The sequence below is a fragment of the Micromonospora sediminimaris genome, from assembly GCF_016863575.1.
Classification (GTDB): Bacteria; Actinomycetota; Actinomycetes; order Mycobacteriales; family Micromonosporaceae; genus Micromonospora; species Micromonospora sediminimaris.
Genome location: NZ_BOPD01000041.1, coordinates 20,112 through 38,522, shown reverse-complemented (window position 1 = coordinate 38,522; position 18,411 = coordinate 20,112). Strand labels below are relative to the sequence as shown.

The window sequence follows — 18,411 nt, the reverse complement described above, 5'->3', positions numbered from 1 at the left end:
GGCGACGGTGGGTCAGGAACCGGCTCGACGCCGGCTGCTCAGCAGTCCGAAGACCACCGCCGCGGCCACTGTGGCGACGCCGCCCAGCAGCAGCATCGAGCCGGTGCCCCGGTCGGCCGTACCGCCGCCACCGGTCGCCGGCCCCTTGGTGGGCTGTTCCATGTTCAGCACGGTCAGCGTGGTGCTGGCGGTCCGGTCGTTGTCACAGCGCAGGTGCACCGGATAGTCGCCGGCCGCCTTGTTGCCGGGCACGGTGACCGAACCGGTGAGGAAGCCGTTGTCCGGCCGGAGGAAGACCCGGTTGAAGGCGTCCGAGGTCACCTCGGCCTGGCGGTCGTTGGCGTTGTCGCAGCTGGCCCGGATGTGCACCCGGGAACCGGCCTGGACGCTGTTCGGCGTCACCTCGACGAAGGTGTTCTCATTCGCGCTGGCAGGTGCGGCACCGGGCAGGACCAGCCCGGCCAGAGCGAACGCCGCGATCAGGACGAACGCCCCGAACAGTCGGGCGATGGTCGACGGGGCGTGGTGGACGCCTCCGTACGGTTGCAGAGCTCGCATGATCCCCTCCCTCCCGGCACCGGCGTACCGGGCCTGTTGGGGCGACCCGGGTGGCTTTCCCCCTGCTCCGGCAGCTAACCCGCCTCCCGGCGACGGGGACGGCTGTCCGGAGGGGAACCTTCCCTCGGGGTGACGGGCTGCCAGGCGAGCGGGGTGGAGAGGACCATCGTGCTCGACGGCTGACCGTAGGGGGCCAGGCGGTCGATGACCGCCTCGAAATCGCCTATCGAACCGGCCGCGACCTTCAGCACGCTGCACGCGTCGCCGGTGATCCGGTGTATCTCCAGAATTTCCGGCCATCGCGCGACGTCGGGGTCGTGCAGGATGCAGCGGGCGCCGTAACAGGACATCCGGATCAGCGCGACCACGTTGCGGCCGGCCCGGGCCAGGTCGACGTGGGCGTGGTACCCACTGATCACGCCGGTTTCCTCCAGCCGGCGCACCCGCTCGGCGACCGCGGGTGGGGACAGGTGCACCCGCCGGGACAACTCGCTGAAGGACAACCGTGCGTCGGCCTGCAACTCGCGGAGCAGGGCCCAGTCCATCTCGTCCATGCCCGTGACCTTACGTCCGACAGGTCGAACCCGACGAGCGGCTTCCGTTTCATAGGTCGACCACGGAAAGCGCCGTTGAACAGGCATTCCGTCCGGCCAACCTCGCAGGAGATCATGACTGGACGGGCGAGCCGGAAGGAGCGGACGCATGGAGCAGACGGATCTGCGCCCCCGAACGGAGGTGCGTCCGGTCACCGCACGGCAGCGGGTGGCGCGCGCCGCCCGCAACGGCGGCGAGCCCACCCTGGAATTCGCCGAGCGGGTGCCGTACGACGCGTACGTGCAGGCCAGTACGCTGCATCGCCTGCAACAGCCGCTCAGCGCCGACCCGGGCGAGATGTCGTTCCTGATGGTCAGCCAGATCATGGAGTTGTACTTCGGCCTGACCTGTCACGAACTGCGGGAGACGTCCCGGCTGCTGCGCGCCGACCGGGTGTGGGAGGCGTTGGCCCCGCTGCGCCGCGCCGCGCTGCACCTGGAAGGGCTCAACGCGGCCTGGCGGGGACTGCGCTGGATGACCCCGGCCGACTTCAACCGCTTCCGCAACCTGCTCGGCGAGGGGTCGGGCTTCCAGTCGGCGATGTACCGCCACCTGGAGTTCCTGCTCGGGCTTCGCGACCCGGCACTGATCCGCCCGTTCCGGCGGCAGACCGAGGTGTACGCCGAGCTCACCGACGCTCTGGCCACCCCGAGCGTCTGGGACGAGGTGGTCGCCCTGCTCGCCCGGCACGGTCACGACCTGCCTGCTGACCTGCTGGAGCGGGACGTGGCCACCGAGCACGAGGCGCACCCCGCCGTCGAGGCGGCCTGGGTACGGATCTACGCCGACTCCGGCCCGGACAACCACCTGCGGCTGCTCGGCGAGGCGCTGACCGAGGTGGCCGAGCAGTTCGGTGACTGGCGGCACCACCACATCAAGGCGGTTCAGCGAACCATGGGCGCCAAGGTGGGCAGCGGCGGCTCCGCCGGGCTGGCGTGGCTGCAACGCAGCATGGCCCGGGTGGTCTTCCCGGAGCTGTGGTCGGCCCGGACGGCGATGTGAGGCGGTTGTGACGACGATGAGCAACGACACCGAGGCCGAGGCGCTCCGCCTCGACGCGGCCGAACCGGGGCATCGGCACCTGTTCCACGTGCCGCCGGCCGACGGTGGTCGCTATCCGGAGGCCGCCTACCTGGCGGGCAACTCGCTCGGCCTGCAACCGAGGGCCACCCGGGACGAACTCCTGGCCGATCTGGACGCCTGGAGCCGGCTCGGCGTGGAGGGGCATCTGGCGGCGGAACGGCCCTGGCTGCCGTACCACGAGCTGTTGACGGCGCCGGCCGCCCGACTGGTCGGCGCCCTGCCCACGGAGACCGTGGTGATGAACTCGCTGACGGTCAACCTGCACCTGCTGATGGTCAGTTTCTACCGACCGGCGGGCGAGCGGACCCGAATCGTCATCGAGGACGCCGCCTTCCCGTCGGACAGTTACGCGGTGCGCAGCCAGGCACGGTTCCACGGCCTCGACCCCGACAGCACGGTCGTCCGGCTCGCGCCGCGTCCCGGTGAGGACACCCTGCGCACCGAGGACATCACCGGCTACCTGGCGGCCGAGGGCCACACCGTGGCGCTGGTGCTGCTCGGCGGCGTCAACTACCTCACCGGCGAGCTGCTGGACATCCCGGCGATCACCGCGGCCGGCCGGGCCGCCGGCGCGGTCGTCGGGTGGGACCTGGCGCACGCGGCGGGCAACGTGCCGTTGTCGCTGCACGACTGGGACGTCGACTTCGCCGCCTGGTGCTCGTACAAGTACCTCAACTCGGGGCCCGGCGCGCTGGCCGGGGTCTTCGTGCACGAACGGCACCACGGCGACGACAGCCTGCCCCGCTTCGAGGGGTGGTGGAGCACGGCGGCGCAGACCCGGTTCGAGATGGCTCCGGTAAGCCGGCCACCGGCCACCGTCGAGGCGTGGCAGATCTCCAACCCACCGATCTTCGCGATGGGGCCGGTCCGCACCTCGCTGGAACTGTTCGACTCGGTTGGCATGCCGGCGCTGCGGGCGCGCAGCCTCCGGCTCACCGGCTACCTGGAGCGGCTGCTGGACGAGGTCACCGCCGGCCGGCCGCTCACCGTGATCACTCCGCGTGAGCCGCGCCGACGCGGTTGCCAGCTGTCGGTACGCATCGGCGCGGGCAGCGCCAACGAGCTGACCAAGCGACTGCGCCACGAGCACGGGGTGATCGCCGACGCCCGGGAACCGGATGTGGTCAGGTTCGCCCCGGTGCCGCTCTACTCGACGTTCCATGACTGCTGGCGAGTCGCGGACGCGCTGGCCGCGACGGTTTCGGAGGCGGCCCGGTGACCGGGGAACGCGACGAGATCGCGGTGGTCGGCGCCGGGCTGGCCGGTTGCCTGCTGGCCTGCTTCCTGGCGCGCCGGGGTCATCAGGTGGCGCTCTACGAGCGGCGCCCGGATCCGCGCAGCGGCACCCCCGAGCGGGGCCGGTCGATCAACCTGGCGCTCTCCGAGCGGGGGCTCGACGCGCTGCGTCGTATCGGGCTGGCCGAACAGGTGATGGCGGACGCGTTGCCGATGCGGGGCCGGATGATCCATCCGGTGGCCGGGGCACCGGGATTCCAGTCGTACAGCGTCTCCGGCGACCGGGCGATCAACTCGATCAGCCGGGGCGCGTTGAACAACGCCCTGCTGGAGGCCGCCGCCAAGCTGCCGGGGGTGCGCATCGCCTTCGAGCACCGGCTGGTCGGGCTCGACCCGGCCACCGCGACGATGACTTTCGAGACGCCGGGGGGCACGGTCACCGCGGGCGCGCGGGTGGTGCTCGGCACCGATGGCGCCGGTTCGGCGGTACGCGGGCAACTGCTCGCCCACGACCTGGTCACCGAGAGCGTCGACTTCCTCGACTACGGCTACAAGGAACTGACCATCCCGCCGCTGGGCGGCGACTTCGCCCTGGACCCGGGTGCGCTGCACATCTGGCCGCGTGGCACCTCGATGATGATCGCGTTGCCCAACCCGGACCGCTCCTTCACCTGCACCCTGTTCTGGCCCACCCACGGCACTGCCAGCTTCGCCTCGCTGGGCAGCGCGGCGGCGATCGAGCGGCATTTCGCGCAGCACTATCCGGACCTGCCGCCGATCGCTCCGAACCTGGTCGACGACTACCAGCACAACCCGGTCGGGGTGCTCGGCACGGTGCGGTGCGATCCGTGGCAGGTCGACGGGCGCGTCGCCCTGCTCGGCGACGCGGCGCACGCCATCGTGCCGTTCTACGGCCAGGGCGCGAACTGCGCCTTCGAGGACGTGGTGGAGCTGGACCGCTGCCTCGACGAGTGTGCCGGGGACTGGTCGGCGGCGCTGCCGCTGTTCCAGCGGCGCCGACAGGACAATGCCGAGGCGATCGCCCGGATGGCGCTTGCCAACTTCGTGGAGATGCGCGACAAGGTCGGTTCCCCGGTCTTCCGGACCCGGAAGCGCGTCGAGCACGCGTTGGAGCGTGCCCTGCCCGGCCGGTACGTCTCCCAGTACGAACTGGTGTCGTTCTCCACCGTTCCGTACGCGCAGGTGCGGCGTCGGGTCCGCCAGCAGTACCAGGTGGTCGGCCTGGCCGCGGCCGGCCTGGCGGCGGTGGTCGGCGCGGCGGTGGCGCTCGGGCTCAGGAGACGCGGATGACGCTCTGGGATCCCCGGCTGATGGCCGGACGGGCACCTGACGGTCCCGGTCTGCTGCGGAACTTCGTGGGCGGCGAGTTTGTCGCTGCCGGAACCCGGTTCACCAAGCGCAGCCCGGTGACCGGCGAGCCGGTGTTCGAGGTGGCCGAGGCTGACCGGTCCACGGTGGACGACGCGGTGACGGCGGCCCGGGCGGCATTGCGGGGCCCGTGGGGCCGGGCGGGGGAGCGGGAACGCGCCGAGGTGCTGCGCCGCGTCGCCGACGAGCTGGAGCGTCGCTTCGACGACCTGGTGGCCGCCGAGGTCGCCGACACCGGCAAGTCCATCTCGCAGGCCCGAACCCTGGACATCCCGCGGGGCGCGGCGAACTTCCGGGCCTTCGCGGAGATCGTGGCGACCGCGCCGACCGAGTCGTTCACCACTGTCACACCGACCGGTGGTCGGGCGCTCAACTACGCGGTGCGCAAGCCGGTCGGCGTGGTCGCGGTGATCGTGCCGTGGAACCTGCCGCTGCTGCTGCTCACCTGGAAGGTCGCCCCCGCTCTGGCCTGCGGCAACGCGGTGGTGGTCAAGCCGAGCGAGGAGACGCCCGCGTCGGCCACGCTGCTCGCCGAGGTGATGGCGGCGGCCGGGGTGCCGGACGGCGTGTTCAACCTGGTGCACGGCTTCGGGCCCGGATCGGCCGGCGAGTTCCTCACCCGCCACCCGGGCGTCGACGCGATCACCTTCACCGGTGAGTCGGCCACCGGCGGTGCCATCATGCGAGCCGCCGCCGACGGGGTGAAGGCGGTCAGCTTCGAGCTTGGCGGCAAGAACGCCGGGCTGGTATTCGCCGACGCAGACCTGGACGCGGCGGTGGCCGGCTCGGTCCGGTCGAGCTTCACCAACGGCGGTCAGGTGTGCCTCTGCACCGAACGGATCTACGTGCAGCGGCAGGTGTTCGAGGAGTTCACCGCGCGGCTGGCCGAGCGCGCCGGCGAGCTGGCGTACGGCTGGCCGGCCGACGAGGCGACGGTGAACATGCCGCTGATCTCCCACGGCCACCGGGACAAGGTGCTCGGGCACTACGACCTGGCGCGGGCCGAGGGCGCGCGGGTGCTCGCCGGCGGCGGCGTGCCCCGGTTCGACGACGCCCGCGACGGTGGCGCGTACGTGCAGCCGACGGTGCTGACCGGGCTCGGCCCGGACGCGCGGACCAACCGCGAGGAGATCTTCGGCCCGGTGGTGCACGTGGCGCCGTTCGACGACGAGGACGAGGCGTACGCCCTGGCCAATTCCACCGAGTACGGCCTGGCGGCGACGGTCTGGACCCGTGACGTGGGCCGGGCGCACCGGGCCGGTGCCTGGTTGGACGCCGGCATCGTCTGGGTCAACACCTGGTTCCTACGCGACCTGCGGACCCCGTTCGGCGGGGTGAAGGCCTCCGGCATCGGTCGCGAGGGTGGCGTGCACTCGCTGGATTTCTACTCCGAGCTGACGAACGTCTGCGTGGACCTGTCATGAGCGAACGGAGTGAGCGAATCATCGGGTTCAGCGCGGTGGTGCCTCATGACGGCACGCAGCGAAGCGGAGTGGCGTCATGAGCGATCTTGAATTGGCGGCCAGGGAACTGGCCGAGGCCCGCGACACGGGCAAGCCCTGCCCGCCGCTGCGCGGGCGACTTCTTCCACAGGGCGACGTCGGTGCCGCGTACCGGGTGCAGCAGCGCCAGGTGGGCGAGTGGCTGGCGTCCGGCCAGCGGCGGGTCGGCGCGAAGATCGGGCTGACCTCCCGGGCGGTCCAGGAGAGCCTCGGGGTGTACGAGCCGGACTTCGGGGTGCTCACCGACGCGATGGCGGTGCCCGACGGCATGGAGGTGACGATCGGCCGCCTGCTGCAACCCCGGGTGGAGGCGGAGGTCGCCTTCGTGCTCGGCGCTGACCTGCCCGACGACCGGGTCACCACCGCCGACCTGCTGCGCGCCGTCGACCATCTGCTCCCGGCCATCGAGATCGTCGACTCGCGGGTCGCCGGCTGGGACATCTCCATCGTGGACACGGTGGCCGACAACGCCTCCAGCGGCCTGTTCGTGCTCGGCACCACGCCCCGCCGGCCGGCCGAGGTCGACCTGCGGCTGTGCGGGATGGTCCTGGAACATGCCGGCGAGCCGGTGTCGGTGGGGGCCGGAGCGGCCTGCCTGGGCAATCCGTTGCACGCGCTGGCCTGGCTGGCCGGCACGATGGCCCGCGCCGGTGATCCGCTGCGCGCCGGTGACGTGGTGCTGTCCGGCGCGCTCGGCCCGATGGTGCCGGTGACGCCGGGTGCCGCGTACGAGGCCCGGATCTCCGGTCTCGGCTCGGTCCGGACCTGCTTCTCCTCCAGGGAGGTTGACGGATGACGGGTGTGGCGGTGATCGGGTCGGGCAACATCGGCACCGACCTGATGATCAAAGTTTTGCGGTTGTCGGAATCGCTGCGGATGGTGGCGATGGCGGGTATCGACCCGGCTTCCGACGGGCTGGCCCGGGCCCGCCGGCTCGGCGTGGCCACCACCGCGCAGGGTGTCGAGGGTCTGGTCGCGATGCCCGAGTTCGCCGACGTGGACCTGGTCTTCGACGCCACCTCGGCCGGTGCGCACCGGCACAACGACGCGGTGCTGCGCGCGCACGGGCGGACCGTGATCGACCTGACCCCGGCGGCGATCGGCCCGTACGTCGTACCGCCGGTGAACCTGGAGGAGCACCTGGGCGAAACCAACCTCAACATGGTCACCTGCGGTGGGCAGGCGACCGTGCCGATCGTCGCCGCGGTACGGCGGGTAACCCCGGTCGCGTACGGGGAGATCGTCGCGTCGATCGCCTCGCGGTCGGCCGGCCCGGGCACCCGGGCCAACATCGACGAGTTCACCGAGACCACGGCCCGGGCGATCGAGGTGGTCGGCGGCGCCGACCGAGGCAAGGCGATCATCGTGCTCAATCCCGCCGACCCGCCGCTGCTGATGCGCGACACCGTCTACTGCCTCTGCCCGGACCCCGACGCCGACCGCGCCGCCATCGCCGCCTCCGTCGGCGACATGGTGGCCACCGTGCAGGAGTACGTGCCCGGGTACCGACTCAAGCAGGACGTGCAGTTCGACCGCGTCGACAGCTACGTACCGTCGCTGGGACGGCAGCTCACCGGGTGGCAGGTATCGGTCTTCCTGGAGGTTTCCGGCGCCGGGCACTATCTGCCCGCGTACGCCGGGAACCTGGACATCATGACCTCGGCCGCGCTGCGCACCGCGCAGCGGCTGGTCGCCCTGCGGGCGGAGGTGCTGGCCAAGTGACAGAGTTGTACATTCAGGACGTCACGTTGCGCGACGGCATGCACGCCATCGCCCACCGTTACACCGTCGACCAGGTCCGCACCATCGCCGCCGCACTGGACGCCGCCGGGGTGGCCGCGATCGAGGTGGCCCACGGTGACGGTCTGGCCGGGTCCAGCGTCAACTACGGCCACGGCGCGGCAAGCGACGCCGACTGGATCGCGGCGGCGGCCGAGGTGATGACGAGGGCGAAGCTGACCACCCTGCTGCTACCTGGCATCGGCACCATCGCCGACCTGAAGGCCGCCCGCGCGCTCGGGGTGACGAGCGTCCGGATCGCCACCCACTGCACCGAGGCGGACATCTCCGCCCAGCACATCTCCTGGGCCCGGGAGAACGGCATGGACGTGGCCGGTTTCCTGATGATGTCGCACATGAACGACCCGGCCGGGCTGGCCGCCCAGGCGAAGCTGATGGAGTCGTACGGTGCGCACTGCGTCTACGTCACCGACTCCGGCGGCCGGCTGCTGATGTCCGACGTGGCGCAGCGCGTCGACGCGTACCGGCAGGTGCTTGAGCCGACCACGCAGATCGGCATCCACGCGCACCACAACCTTTCCCTCGGGGTGGCCAACAGCGTGATCGCCGTCGAACACGGCCGGATCGCCGGCGACGGCCCGTCCGGGTCGCCGGCCGGCCGGACGGTCCGGGTGGACGCCTCCCTCGCCGGCATGGGTGCCGGCGCCGGCAACGCACCGCTGGAGGTCTTCGTCGCGGTCGCCGAGCTGTACGGCTGGCAGCATGGCTGCGACGTCTTCGCATTGATGGACGCCGCCGACGACATCGTCCGCCCGTTGCAGGACCGGCCCGTCCAGGTCGATCGGGAAACCCTCTCCCTGGGGTACGCGGGGGTCTACTCCAGCTTCCTGCGCCATGCCGAACGGGCCTCGGCGCGCTACGGCGTGGACGTCCGATCGATTCTGGTGGAACTGGGCCGACGCCGGATGGTCGGCGGGCAGGAAGACATGATCGTCGACGTGGCGCTGGACCTGGCCGGCAAGGAGAAATCATGATCGGGCCGGACATCGCGGGGATAGCCGAGACGCTCGGTACGGCTGCCGACACGGCCACCGCCACCGCTCAACTCGCCGTCGAGACCGGGCTGGACGTCGACGCGGCGTACGCGGTGCAGACCGCCCTGGTGCAGCGCCGACTGGACCGGGGAGAACGGCTCGTCGGGTTGAAGATGGGGCTGACCAGCAAGGCGAAGATGGCCCAGGTCGGCGTGGACGAGGTGATCTGGGGCCGGCTCACCGATGCGATGCGGGTCCCCGACGGCGGCACTGTCGACGTGGCCGAGTTCATCCATCCCCGGGTCGAGCCGGAGGTGGCGTTCCTGCTGGACCGGCTTCCCGAGCCCGGTGAACCAATCGGTGACTTCACCGACGCGGTGCGGGCGGTCGCTCCGGCGATCGAGTTGATCGACTCCCGGTACGCGAACTTCACCTTCTCCCTGCCGGACGTCATCGCCGACAACACGTCGGCCGGCGCGTTCGTGATCGGCCCCTGGTCGCCGGTGCCGGACGGGCTGGACAACCTGGGCGTGTTGCTGGAGATCGATGGGCGGGTGGCACAGGTCGGCTCGACGGCGGCCATCCTCGGTGACCCGCGTCGGGCGCTCGACGAGGGCATCCGACTGGCGGGCCGACACGGCGTACGGCTGCGCTCGGGCTGGGTCTTTCTGGCCGGCGCGGCGACTGCTGCGGTGCCGTTGCGTGCTGGTGCTCATGTCCGGGCTGTTGTCGAGAAGCTCGGTACGGCTTCGTTGCGGGCCTCGTTGTGATCGCTGTGGGGGTTCCGGGCAGCCCGACCGGCTCCGGGCGGTCAGGCTTGATCCCTGCGCCGGTCGGGCTGCCCGGAAACCCGACGTGGTCGGGCTTCGCGCGCCGGTGCCAGGTGGGTGGTGGTCTGAGGTGGTCGGCGCCGGTGCTGGCTGTCCGTCCGGTCGTCGGGGGAGTCTGTCGTGAGTGGTGATGCTCGGGTTGTCGTGGGCAAGGCGGTTCCTCGGGGGGCGTTTCCGCATGTGAAGGTGGCGGGCGGGTTCGTTTTCGTGTCGGGGACGTCGTCCCGGCGGCCGGACAACACGTTCGCGGGTGTGTCGGTGGACGAGTTCGGCACGACCGACCTGGACATCCGGGCACAGACCCGGGCGGTGATCGAGAACATCGCGGACCTGCTGCGGTCGGTCGGTGCCGAGCTGACCGACCTGGTCCAGGTGACCAGCTATCTGGTCAACATGAATGACTTCGGGGGATACAACGAGGTGTGGGCGGAGTTCTTCGACGCGACCGGGCCGACCCGGACGACTGTCGCCGTGCACCAGTTGCCGCATCCGCACCTGCTGATCGAGATGCAGGCCGTCGCCCTGCTCCCAGAAGGAGGCCAGCCATGAGTGAGATCGCCGAGCCGTTCAGCTTCCCCGGCTGGATCGCCGAGAACCAGCACCTGCTGAAGCCGCCGGTGGGCAACAAGGAAATGCTGCCCGGCTCCGAGGACTTCATCGTGATGGTGGTCGGCGGCCCCAACCAGCGCACCGACTTTCACGTCGACCCGTACGAGGAGTTCTTCTACCAGGTCAAGGGCAACATGCACATCAACCTCATGCTGCCCGAGGGCCCGCGTACGGTGCACGTGCGCGAGGGCCAGATGTGGATGCTGCCCCGGAACACGCCGCACTCGCCGCAGCGACCGGAGGCCGGCTCGATCGGGATGGTGATCGAGCGGGTACGCGAGGAGGGGACGCTGGAGAAGTTCCAGTGGTACTGCCCCGAGTGCTCGCACAAGGTGCACGAGGTCGAATTGCAGGTGCGGGACATCGCCGCCGACCTGCCACCGGTCTTCGCCGCGTTCTACGGCGACGAGTCGGCGCGTACCTGCGACAACTGCGGCGCCCTGCACCCGGGCAAGGGCTGATGGTGTCTCCGGTGGTGGACGTGCACACGCACGTCGTACCGAAGGGCTGGCCGGACCTGGCCGCCGCGTGCGGCGGGTCCGGCTGGCCCTGGCTGCGGGTCGACTCGGAGCGCGCCGCCATGATCATGGTCGGCGAGACGCCGTTCCGCCCGGTCGGCGCGGAGTGCTGGGACGCCGACACCCGGCTGGCCGACATGAGCACCGACGGGGTCGACGTGCAGGTGGTCTCGCCCACCCCGGTCTTCTTCTGCTACGACCGGCCGGCCGACCAGGCGGTGAAGGTGGCCCGCATCTTCAACGACCTGACCCTGGAGGTCACCGCCGCGGGCGGGGATCGGCTGCTGCCGTTCTGCCAGGTGCCCTTGCAGGACCCGGACGCGGCCTGCGCCGAGGTGGACCGCTGCCTGGCGGCCGGCCACGTCGGCGTGGAGATCGGCAACCACGTCGGCGACCGGGACCTGGACGACGCCGGCATCGTGACCTTCCTGACCCACTGCGCCGAGGTCGGTGCGCCGGTCTTCGTCCACCCGTGGGACATGGCCGGCAGTCCCCGGCTGGACCGCTGGATGGCCCGGTGGCTCACCGGCATGCCCGCCGAGACCCACCTGTCGGTGCTGGCGATGATCCTCGGCGGGGTGTTCGACCGGGTGCCGGACACGTTGCGGATCTGCTTCGCCCACGGTGGCGGCAGTTTCCCGTTCTGGCTGGGGCGCGCCGACAACGCCTGGCATCGCCGCGGTGACCTGGTACGCGGCGCGTCCGCAGCGCCGCCCAGCTCCTACGTCGACAGGTTCTACGTCGACTCGGTGGTCTTCTCGACTCCCGCCCTGCGGCTCCTCGTGGACACCATGGGCGCGGAGCGGGTGCTGGTGGGCAGCGACTACCCGTACCCCCTGGGTGAACGCCCGGCCGGCGCGGTGGTCCGCCAGGCCGACTTCCTCACCGACGCCCAGCGCGTCGACCTGCTCTCCACAAACGCCCTCTGCTTCCTCGGGCGAGGCGATATATAAGGGTGGAATGCTCGTATATACTGGGACCATGAAGACTGTTATTGATCTTGATGATGAGCTGCTCGAACGGGCCCGTCGTGAGCTGGGCACCAAGAGCAAGAAGGACACCATTCACGCCGCGCTCCGGATGGTCGCCGAGCGCAGCGAGCGGATGGATGGGATCCGGGAGTTGCTCTCCATTGATCGGGACTGGACCGGCTTGCTGGAGGATGACAAGACACCCGGCGGCAGGCGGGACGCAGCGTGACCCCTCCGCCCGGCCTATACCTGATCGACACCTCGGCCTGGGGCCGCCTCCGCCAGCCGATCGTCGGAAAGCGGATCCTGGCGCTGCTCGAGGAGAGGCTGGCCGCGACCTGCCTACCGTTGGACCTGGAGGACGGGCGTAGCGCCCGCGACTTCAGGAATGCGATGACGATCCGCGCCCGGCGCGCCGAGCTGATGATCGACCTTCCGATCACCCCGGCCGTGGCGACGAGAGCGCGGGACCTGCAACTCGCGTTGACCGCCCGGGGACACCACCGGGCCGCGAGTCCGGTGGATCTCATGGTCGCCGCCTCTGCCGCCGAGTACGCGGCCACCGTTCTCCACTACGACCGGGATTTCGACCTGTTGGCGGAAGTCGGTGGACCACGGTCCGAGTGGGTGTCGCCACCCGGCACCCTTGCCTGACGGCCGTGACGCTCGTGTCGAGGCGGCAACGAGTGGCCTGAGCGGGCAGGATGGCGGCATGGCCGAGCCGCACGACCTGACCGCGCTGGAACAGGCCGCCGCGCTCGCCCGTGGCGAACTGTCCAGCCTGGACCTCGTCGAGCATCATCTGCGGCGGGTCGACGCGCTCGGCGACACGGTGGGCGCCTTCGTCACCGTCACCCCCGAGCTGGCACGCGAAGCCGCCCGCACCGCCGACGCGACGCCGGCCGCTCGGCGTGGGCCACTGCACGGGGTGCCGACCGCGATAAAGGATCTGACCCTGACGGCGGGCGTCCGCACCACGTTCGGTTCGGCCGCCTTCGCGGACTTCGTACCGCCCGTCGACGCCGACGTGGTGCGCTTCATGCAGGCTGCGGGCCTGGTCAGTCTCGGCAAGACCACCACCTCCGAGCTGGGCTGCTCGCTGTACTCCGAGACCCTGGTGGCGCCGCCGGCCCGCAATCCGTGGGCGTTGGCGTACACCGCCGGCGGCTCCAGCGGTGGCGCGGCGGCGGCCGTGGCGGCGGGCCTGGTGCCGGTGGCGCAGGGCTCCGACGGTGGAGGCTCCCTGCGGATTCCCGCCTCGCTGTGCGGGCTGATCGGCTACAAGCCCAGCCGCGGCGTGGTCTCCGGCGGTCCGCTCGGATTCGGCGCCTTCGGCCTGCCGACCAGCGGTCCGCTGGGCCGGACCGTCACCGACGTGGCCGCGCTGCTGGACGTGCTGGCCGAGCCGGTGCCCGGCGAGCCGTACCTGCCGCCGCCACCGCCGCCGGGCGGCTATCTCGCCGCGGCCCGGGCCGCCGAGCCCGGCCCGCTACGGGTCGGTCGGTTCACCGCCCCGATGCTCGCCGACGAGCCGGTCCACCCGGACTGCGTCGCCGCGGTGGACCGGGCCGCGGAGTTGCTCGTCGCCGCCGGGCACGAGGTCGTCGAGGTGCCGGCACCGCTCGGCCCGCAGGTCTGGCCGCTGTTCGAGATCGTCTGGTACGTCCTCGCGCTCGCCCCGGTGCCGCCCCAGCGGGAGTCCGAGCTGCTGCCGCTTACCCGTTTCCTGCGGACCCAGGCCGCCGGGATCTCCGCCGGCACGCTCACCGCGACCCTCGGCGAGATCCAGGCGCAGGTACGCCTCGGCGTCCGTCGTACCGCCGGCTGTGACCTGCTGCTCTGTCCCACCCTGGCGGCCCCGCAGGCGCCGGTTGGCTGGTTCACCCAGGGGCGTACCCCGGCGGAGGATTTCGACCGCCAACGCCGCTTCTCCCCGTACTGCGCGGTCTTCAACGTCACCGGTCAACCGTCGGTTTCGCTGCCGGTCGGCGTGACCGCCGAGGGGCTGCCGGTCGGCGTGCTGCTCACCGGCCGCTACGGCGACGACGCGAGGCTGATCGCGACCGCTGCGCAACTGGAAGCCTCCAGTGGCGGATGGGATCGGCACCCCGCAGTCTGGCGGAGCGTCGGCTCCGCTAACGTGAATGACAGCGGAGTCGGGAGGTCACCGCGGTGATCCGCCACCCGACCCGATCGAAGATCTCTCTTTCCGCCTGGGGGCGTTGGGATTGTCTGTAACCGACACGTTGCTGGTCTTCGTCGGCATCCCGGCAGTCATCGTGCTGGTGATCGCCGGCCTCGTCTACGCGGGCAGCCAGGGCGGTGGTGGCGGTGCCAAGCGTTACCGGCCGGGCCGGCCGTTCACCTTCACGCCGGTGTGGTTCCTCGGCCGCCCCGAGGAACTGGCCGACTCCGCGGGTACCGCGCTGTCGGTGGGGGCACAGGCGCCCGCGCTGACCAGCCGCACGCAGGAACAGGCCGGCGTCGAGGCGCCGACCGGTGGAACCGGAGGCGCAAGTGACCGTTGGTGAGAAGCAGCACGCGGCCGGGACGGAGAACCCGCCGGACGTGCTCGACGGGCCGTTCTCGACTCGCCAGCTGCTGCGCATCGACGAGGCGCTGCGGGTCGCCGACCGGACGACCGGCCTGGTCTTCTCCGTCTTCGTCGGCGGCCTCGACGAGCCGATCCGGGAGCACGCCGAGCGGTTGCACCGGCAGCTGGCCGAGCCCGACCGGTCGGTGCTGATCGCGATCTCACCCAACCAGCGTCAGCTGGAGATCGTCACCGGCCGGTACGCCCGCAAGCGCGTCCCGGACACGTACGCCAAGATCGCCGCGTTGTCGATGGTGGCCTCGTTCGGTGGCGGTGATCTCGCCGGCGGCATCATCCAGGGCCTCGACCAGCTCTCCCGCTACGCCGGCAAGGGCTGAGCCCGACCGGTACGACAAAAGCCCGGCCCGCGTCGCGCGCGGCCGGGCTTTTGCATGGCCAGGATTCCCAGCTTCACCTGGGCCAGGCGGACGGATCCAGCCGCATCGGCCACGGCTCGGTCACCTCGACCGGATCGTCGGGCCCGACCGTGCCGAGCAGGTTGTAGTGGACCTCTTTGACCAACTCGTAGCGGTACACCACCGGGCCGAAATCACCGCGCTCGACCCGCCAGTAGAACGGGATGCCGGCCTCGGCGTAGAGCGCGGGCTTGGCGAACCGGTCGTGTCGGCGGCTGTTGGGCGACTCGACCTCGACGACGAGCGCGACGTACGCCGGTTCCGCCCACATCCGGTCCTGCGGGGCTCCAACCTTGAGCACCGTGATATCTGGAATCAGGTTGCCGGCCGGCACCTGCACCCCGATCTCCCGGATAACCCGCCACCCCTCCGGGGCCGCCTGCCGCATCGCCATCCGAATGTCATCGGCCAACTCGTGATGATATGGACCGGCGGGTGGGGTCACGTGGAGGCTCCCGTCGATGATCTCGTAGCGGCTTCCATCCTCTGGCAGGTCGGAGAGATCCTGCTCCCGCCAGCTTCGCTCGGGTGGGCGCCGCTCGTGAATCGGCTGTGCCATCACGTCCACCTCCTTCCATCACCATAACCGGCGAAGCCGGCGCGGGCGCACACCCACGCCGGCTCCAGGCTCCCGCCTTGTCAGGCCGTCCGGGCGTCCCGGGCCTGCGCGGCGAGCGCGCGAACCACGCCGTCGCGGCCCTCGGCGACCAGCCGCCGCAACGGCCCGGGGTGGCCCTCCTGCGCCAGCCAGGCGTCGGTGGCCTCGACGGTGTCGTCCTGCACCAGGTACGCCGGGTACAGGAGCATGGCGAACTCCTGCGCCGGCTCGCTGTCCCGGGTCGCCCAGACCTGCCCGACCGCGGCGAAGAACCGGTCCCGGTACGGCGTGATCAGCTCCACCTGGGTGGGGTGGCTGAAGCCCTGCAACAGCGCCCGGTGCCGCCAGTTCGGCAGCGCCTCGGGGCCGGTCAACTGCGCCCAGACGGCGGCCTTGTTCGCCTCGGTCGGCACCAGCGCGTGCGCGTACGCGGCCTCCCGCTCACCGCTTGAGGTCTTGTCCCGGGCCAGCTCCGTCTCGATCTCCGACGCCCCGGCCACGCCGTTGGCCACCAGCGCCTGCAACACGCTCCACCGCAGCTCGGTGTCGATGGTCAACCCCGGGGTCACCTGGGTGCCCTCCAACCAGCCGCGCAGCACGGCCAGGTCCTCGCCGGAGCGGGCTGCGGAGACGTACGCCCGGGCCCAGGCCAGCTGGAAGCCGCTGCCCGGCTCGGCAGCGGCGAGCGCGGTCTTCGCGGTACGGGCCAGGTCGGCCCAGCCGGTCGGCGCCCAGGCCGGGTCGGCGTAGAAGGTGAGCGCGCTGCTGACCTGGCGCAGCGTCGCGGTGACCAGGTTGATGTCCGTCTCCGCCGGCAGCCCGGCCAGCACCAGGGCGACGTAGTCGCGGGTGGCCAACTCGGCATCGCGGGTCATGTCCCAGGCGGCGGTCCAGCACAGCGCCCGGGCCAGCGACGACTCGAGGCCGGCGATGTGCTGGACCACCGTCGCCATGGACCGCTCGTCCAGCCGCAGCTTGGTGTAGCTGAGGTCGTCGTCGTTGAGCAGCAGCACGTCGGCCGCGGGCACGCCGGTGAGTGCGCCGAGCTCGGTCAGCTCGCCGTCGACGTCGACCTCGTACCGCTCGCGGCGGACCAGCCGGCCGTCGGCCAGGTCGTAGAGCCCCACCCCGATCCGGTGGGTACGCAGGGTGGGGTAACCCTCCGGCGCCTCCTGACGGACCGCCACCCGCTGGTAGGTGCCGTCCGCGCCGATGGTCAGCTCCGGGCGCAGCGTGTTGACCTGGGCGGTTTCCAGCCACTGTGAGGCGAAGGTGGTCAACTTGCGACCGGAGGCGGTCTCCAACTCGGACAGCAGGTCGTCGAAGGTGGCGTTGCCCCAGGCATGCCGAGCGAAGTAGGCGCGCAGGCCGGCCAGGAACGGCCCCTCGCCCACGTAGGCGACCAACTGCTTGAGCACGCTGGCGCCCTTGGCGTACGTGATGCCGTCGAAGTTGACCTCGACGGCCTCCAGGTCGGGCATCTCGCAGTAGACCGGGTGGGTGGAGGAGAGCTGGTCCTGCCGGTAGCCCCAGTTCTTCCGGATGGACAGGAAGGTCGTCCACGCCTCGGTGAACCGGGTGGCGTGCGTGTTGCACCAGTGGCTGGCCCACTCGGCGAACGACTCGTTCAGCCACAGGTCGTTCCACCAGCGCATGGTGACCAGGTTGCCGAACCACATGTGCGCCAGCTCGTGCAGGACGGTGTTGGCCCGCTGCTCGTACTCGAAGTCGGTGACCTGCGAGCGGAACAGGTAGTGCGACTCGGCGTGGGTCACACAACCGAAGTTCTCCATCGCGCCGGCGTTGAAGTCCGGCACCCACAGCTGGTCGTACTTGGGCAGCGGGTACCGCACCCCGAACTGCTGGTGGAAGAAGTCGAAGCCCTGCGTGGTGACCAGGTTCAGCTCGTCGGAGTCCAGATACTGCGCCATGCTCGCCCGGCAGAAGTAGCCCAGGTCGATGCCGTCGTGGGTGTACCGGACCTCGTGGTACGGCCCGGCACACAGCGCGGTGATGTAGGTGCTCATCCGGGCGGAGGTGGCGAAGTGGACGGTCTTGTGGCCCTCGCCGGCCGCCTCCTCCCGCTCCACCGGCATGTTGGAGACCACCTTCCAGTGCTCCGGAACGGTGGCGTGCCAGGTGTAGACGCTCTTCAGGTCGGGCTGGTCGAAGCAGGCGAAGACCCGCTGCGCGTCGGCCGTCTCGAACTGGCTGTAGAGGTAGGTCTCACCGTCGACCGGGTCCACGCTGCGATGCAGCCCCTGACCGGAGTTGGAGAACGCGAAGTCCGCGTCGACGACCAACGTGTTCTCGCTGGCCAGCCCGGTCAGCGTGAGCCCTTTCTCGGCCGAGAAGTCGGCCAGGTCCACCGGGGCGCCGTTGAGCGTCGCCGAGCGTACCGAGTCGGCCGCCACCTCGATGAACGTGCTCGCCCCCGGTTCGGCGCAGCCGAACCGCACCTCGGTGGTCGACCGGAAGGTACGACCGTCAGCGGCGTGAACAGCACTGGACAGGTCCAGACTGATGTCGTACCCGGTCACGTCGAGCAGGCGGGCCCGCTCGGTCGCCTCGACCTGTGTCAGGTTGCGCACTCCCGGCACTGTTCGTCTCCATCCCACTCTCGCCGTCGTCACGGTCGCACGTTCCGTCGACCGCTCGTGACGGCCGGTCCGGGCCTGAGTCTTCCATGTACGGGTAGGCGGTGGTGGGCGAGGTCACGGCTCGATCCTCGGGCAGGTGG

The 18,411-nt window shown here is 70.9% G+C and carries 20 protein-coding genes; 16 read left to right on the top strand and 4 right to left on the bottom strand.

All coding sequences use genetic code 11. The features are described from left to right. Positions 1–12: 12 nt before the first annotated feature. Both Vse01_RS26115 and Vse01_RS26110 read right to left on the bottom strand, forming a co-directional pair. Positions 13–501 (bottom strand): hypothetical protein, encoded by a 489-nt coding sequence (locus Vse01_RS26115; RefSeq protein WP_093411317.1) that lies wholly within the window; start codon positions 499–501, stop codon positions 13–15. Positions 502–632: 131 nt separating this feature from the next. Continuing rightward, the gene (locus Vse01_RS26110; RefSeq protein WP_093411243.1) at positions 633–1,112 is read right to left on the bottom strand and encodes an Lrp/AsnC family transcriptional regulator; all 480 of its coding nucleotides are present in this window, start codon (positions 1,110–1,112) and stop codon (positions 633–635) included. Positions 1,113–1,260: 148 nt separating this feature from the next. Here Vse01_RS26110 and Vse01_RS26105 point away from each other — a divergent pair, with 148 nt between their 5' ends. The 16 genes from Vse01_RS26105 to Vse01_RS26030 all read left to right on the top strand — a co-directional run bounded on the left by Vse01_RS26105 (position 1,261) and on the right by Vse01_RS26030 (position 14,995). Continuing rightward, positions 1,261–2,154, top strand: coding sequence for a tryptophan 2,3-dioxygenase (locus Vse01_RS26105; protein ID WP_093411245.1), 894 nt, complete (start codon positions 1,261–1,263; stop codon positions 2,152–2,154). 16 nt (positions 2,155–2,170) lie between these two features. Beyond that, on the top strand, positions 2,171–3,454 hold the full coding sequence (gene kynU, locus Vse01_RS26100; protein ID WP_093411247.1) for a kynureninase: 1,284 nt from the start codon (positions 2,171–2,173) through the stop codon (positions 3,452–3,454). Beyond that, positions 3,451–4,782 (top strand): FAD-dependent oxidoreductase, encoded by a 1,332-nt coding sequence (locus Vse01_RS26095; RefSeq protein ID WP_093411249.1) that lies wholly within the window; start codon positions 3,451–3,453, stop codon positions 4,780–4,782. Before kynU ends, Vse01_RS26095 begins: the two co-directional genes overlap by 4 nt. A gap of 20 nt (positions 4,783–4,802) precedes the next feature. Further along, positions 4,803–6,284 (top strand): 2-hydroxymuconic semialdehyde dehydrogenase, encoded by a 1,482-nt coding sequence (locus Vse01_RS26090; protein WP_093411319.1) that lies wholly within the window; start codon positions 4,803–4,805, stop codon positions 6,282–6,284. A gap of 76 nt (positions 6,285–6,360) precedes the next feature. Then, a complete protein-coding gene (locus Vse01_RS26085; RefSeq protein WP_093411251.1) occupies positions 6,361–7,158 on the top strand; it encodes a 2-keto-4-pentenoate hydratase in 798 nt (265 codons plus the stop codon). Continuing rightward, a complete protein-coding gene (locus tag Vse01_RS26080) occupies positions 7,155–8,084 on the top strand; it encodes an acetaldehyde dehydrogenase (acetylating) (protein ID WP_093411253.1) in 930 nt (309 codons plus the stop codon). Before Vse01_RS26085 ends, Vse01_RS26080 begins: the two co-directional genes overlap by 4 nt. After that, positions 8,081–9,136, top strand: a complete 1,056-nt coding sequence (gene dmpG, locus Vse01_RS26075; RefSeq protein ID WP_093411255.1) for a 4-hydroxy-2-oxovalerate aldolase — start codon at positions 8,081–8,083, stop codon at positions 9,134–9,136. Before Vse01_RS26080 ends, dmpG begins: the two co-directional genes overlap by 4 nt. After that, on the top strand, positions 9,133–9,906 hold the full coding sequence (locus tag Vse01_RS26070) for a 2-keto-4-pentenoate hydratase (RefSeq protein WP_093411257.1): 774 nt from the start codon (positions 9,133–9,135) through the stop codon (positions 9,904–9,906). Before dmpG ends, Vse01_RS26070 begins: the two co-directional genes overlap by 4 nt. A 180-nt stretch (positions 9,907–10,086) precedes the next feature. Next, the gene (locus tag Vse01_RS26065) at positions 10,087–10,515 is read left to right on the top strand and encodes a RidA family protein (protein WP_093411259.1); all 429 of its coding nucleotides are present in this window, start codon (positions 10,087–10,089) and stop codon (positions 10,513–10,515) included. Continuing rightward, complete coding sequence (locus tag Vse01_RS26060; protein WP_093411261.1) at positions 10,512–11,036, top strand: 3-hydroxyanthranilate 3,4-dioxygenase; 525 nt, start codon at positions 10,512–10,514, stop codon at positions 11,034–11,036. Before Vse01_RS26065 ends, Vse01_RS26060 begins: the two co-directional genes overlap by 4 nt. After that, a complete protein-coding gene (locus Vse01_RS26055) occupies positions 11,036–12,046 on the top strand; it encodes an amidohydrolase family protein (RefSeq protein ID WP_093411264.1) in 1,011 nt (336 codons plus the stop codon). The genes Vse01_RS26060 and Vse01_RS26055 overlap by 1 nt, the downstream gene beginning before the upstream one ends. 28 nt (positions 12,047–12,074) lie before the next feature. Then, positions 12,075–12,293: a type II toxin-antitoxin system VapB family antitoxin gene (locus Vse01_RS26050; protein WP_093411321.1), complete on the top strand. Its 219-nt coding sequence runs from the start codon at positions 12,075–12,077 to the stop codon at positions 12,291–12,293. Then, positions 12,290–12,718, top strand: a complete 429-nt coding sequence (locus Vse01_RS26045) for a PIN domain-containing protein (RefSeq protein WP_093411265.1) — start codon at positions 12,290–12,292, stop codon at positions 12,716–12,718. Before Vse01_RS26050 ends, Vse01_RS26045 begins: the two co-directional genes overlap by 4 nt. 58 nt (positions 12,719–12,776) lie before the next feature. Next, positions 12,777–14,240: an amidase gene (locus Vse01_RS26040; RefSeq protein ID WP_093411267.1), complete on the top strand. Its 1,464-nt coding sequence runs from the start codon at positions 12,777–12,779 to the stop codon at positions 14,238–14,240. Positions 14,241–14,292: 52 nt separating this feature from the next. Continuing rightward, a complete protein-coding gene (gene ctaJ, locus Vse01_RS26035; protein WP_444980324.1) occupies positions 14,293–14,595 on the top strand; it encodes an aa3-type cytochrome oxidase subunit CtaJ in 303 nt (100 codons plus the stop codon). Then, positions 14,582–14,995 carry a DUF5130 family protein gene (locus Vse01_RS26030; protein ID WP_093411273.1) on the top strand — a complete coding sequence of 138 codons (414 nt, stop codon included), beginning with the start codon at positions 14,582–14,584 and terminating at the stop codon, positions 14,993–14,995. Before ctaJ ends, Vse01_RS26030 begins: the two co-directional genes overlap by 14 nt. 73 nt (positions 14,996–15,068) lie before the next feature. Here Vse01_RS26030 and Vse01_RS26025 read toward each other — a convergent pair whose 3' ends face one another. Both Vse01_RS26025 and pepN read right to left on the bottom strand, forming a co-directional pair. Further along, positions 15,069–15,632, bottom strand: coding sequence for a Uma2 family endonuclease (locus Vse01_RS26025; RefSeq protein WP_093411323.1), 564 nt, complete (start codon positions 15,630–15,632; stop codon positions 15,069–15,071). Positions 15,633–15,712: 80 nt separating this feature from the next. Beyond that, positions 15,713–18,262, bottom strand: coding sequence for an aminopeptidase N (gene pepN / locus Vse01_RS26020; RefSeq protein WP_093411276.1), 2,550 nt, complete (start codon positions 18,260–18,262; stop codon positions 15,713–15,715). Positions 18,263–18,411: the final 149 nt, after the last annotated feature.

Bases quoted from the DNA above. Each gene is read 5' to 3' on its own strand.
- Vse01_RS26110 (WP_093411243.1), bottom strand. From the start codon at position 1,112: ATGGACGAGATGGACTGGGCCCTGCTCCGCGAGTTGCAGGCCGACGCA.
- Vse01_RS26025 (WP_093411323.1), bottom strand. From the start codon at position 15,632: ATGGCACAGCCGATTCACGAGCGGCGCCCACCCGAGCGAAGCTGGCGG.
- kynU (WP_093411247.1), top strand. From the start codon at position 2,171: ATGAGCAACGACACCGAGGCCGAGGCGCTCCGCCTCGACGCGGCCGAA.
- Vse01_RS26040 (WP_093411267.1), top strand. From the start codon at position 12,777: ATGGCCGAGCCGCACGACCTGACCGCGCTGGAACAGGCCGCCGCGCTC.
- Vse01_RS26060 (WP_093411261.1), top strand. From the start codon at position 10,512: ATGAGTGAGATCGCCGAGCCGTTCAGCTTCCCCGGCTGGATCGCCGAG.
- Vse01_RS26090 (WP_093411319.1), top strand. From the start codon at position 4,803: ATGGCCGGACGGGCACCTGACGGTCCCGGTCTGCTGCGGAACTTCGTG.
- Vse01_RS26105 (WP_093411245.1), top strand. From the start codon at position 1,261: ATGGAGCAGACGGATCTGCGCCCCCGAACGGAGGTGCGTCCGGTCACC.
- Vse01_RS26070 (WP_093411257.1), top strand. From the start codon at position 9,133: ATGATCGGGCCGGACATCGCGGGGATAGCCGAGACGCTCGGTACGGCT.
- Vse01_RS26050 (WP_093411321.1), top strand. From the start codon at position 12,075: ATGAAGACTGTTATTGATCTTGATGATGAGCTGCTCGAACGGGCCCGT.
- Vse01_RS26085 (WP_093411251.1), top strand. From the start codon at position 6,361: ATGAGCGATCTTGAATTGGCGGCCAGGGAACTGGCCGAGGCCCGCGAC.
- Vse01_RS26055 (WP_093411264.1), top strand. From the start codon at position 11,036: ATGGTGTCTCCGGTGGTGGACGTGCACACGCACGTCGTACCGAAGGGC.
- Vse01_RS26080 (WP_093411253.1), top strand. From the start codon at position 7,155: ATGACGGGTGTGGCGGTGATCGGGTCGGGCAACATCGGCACCGACCTG.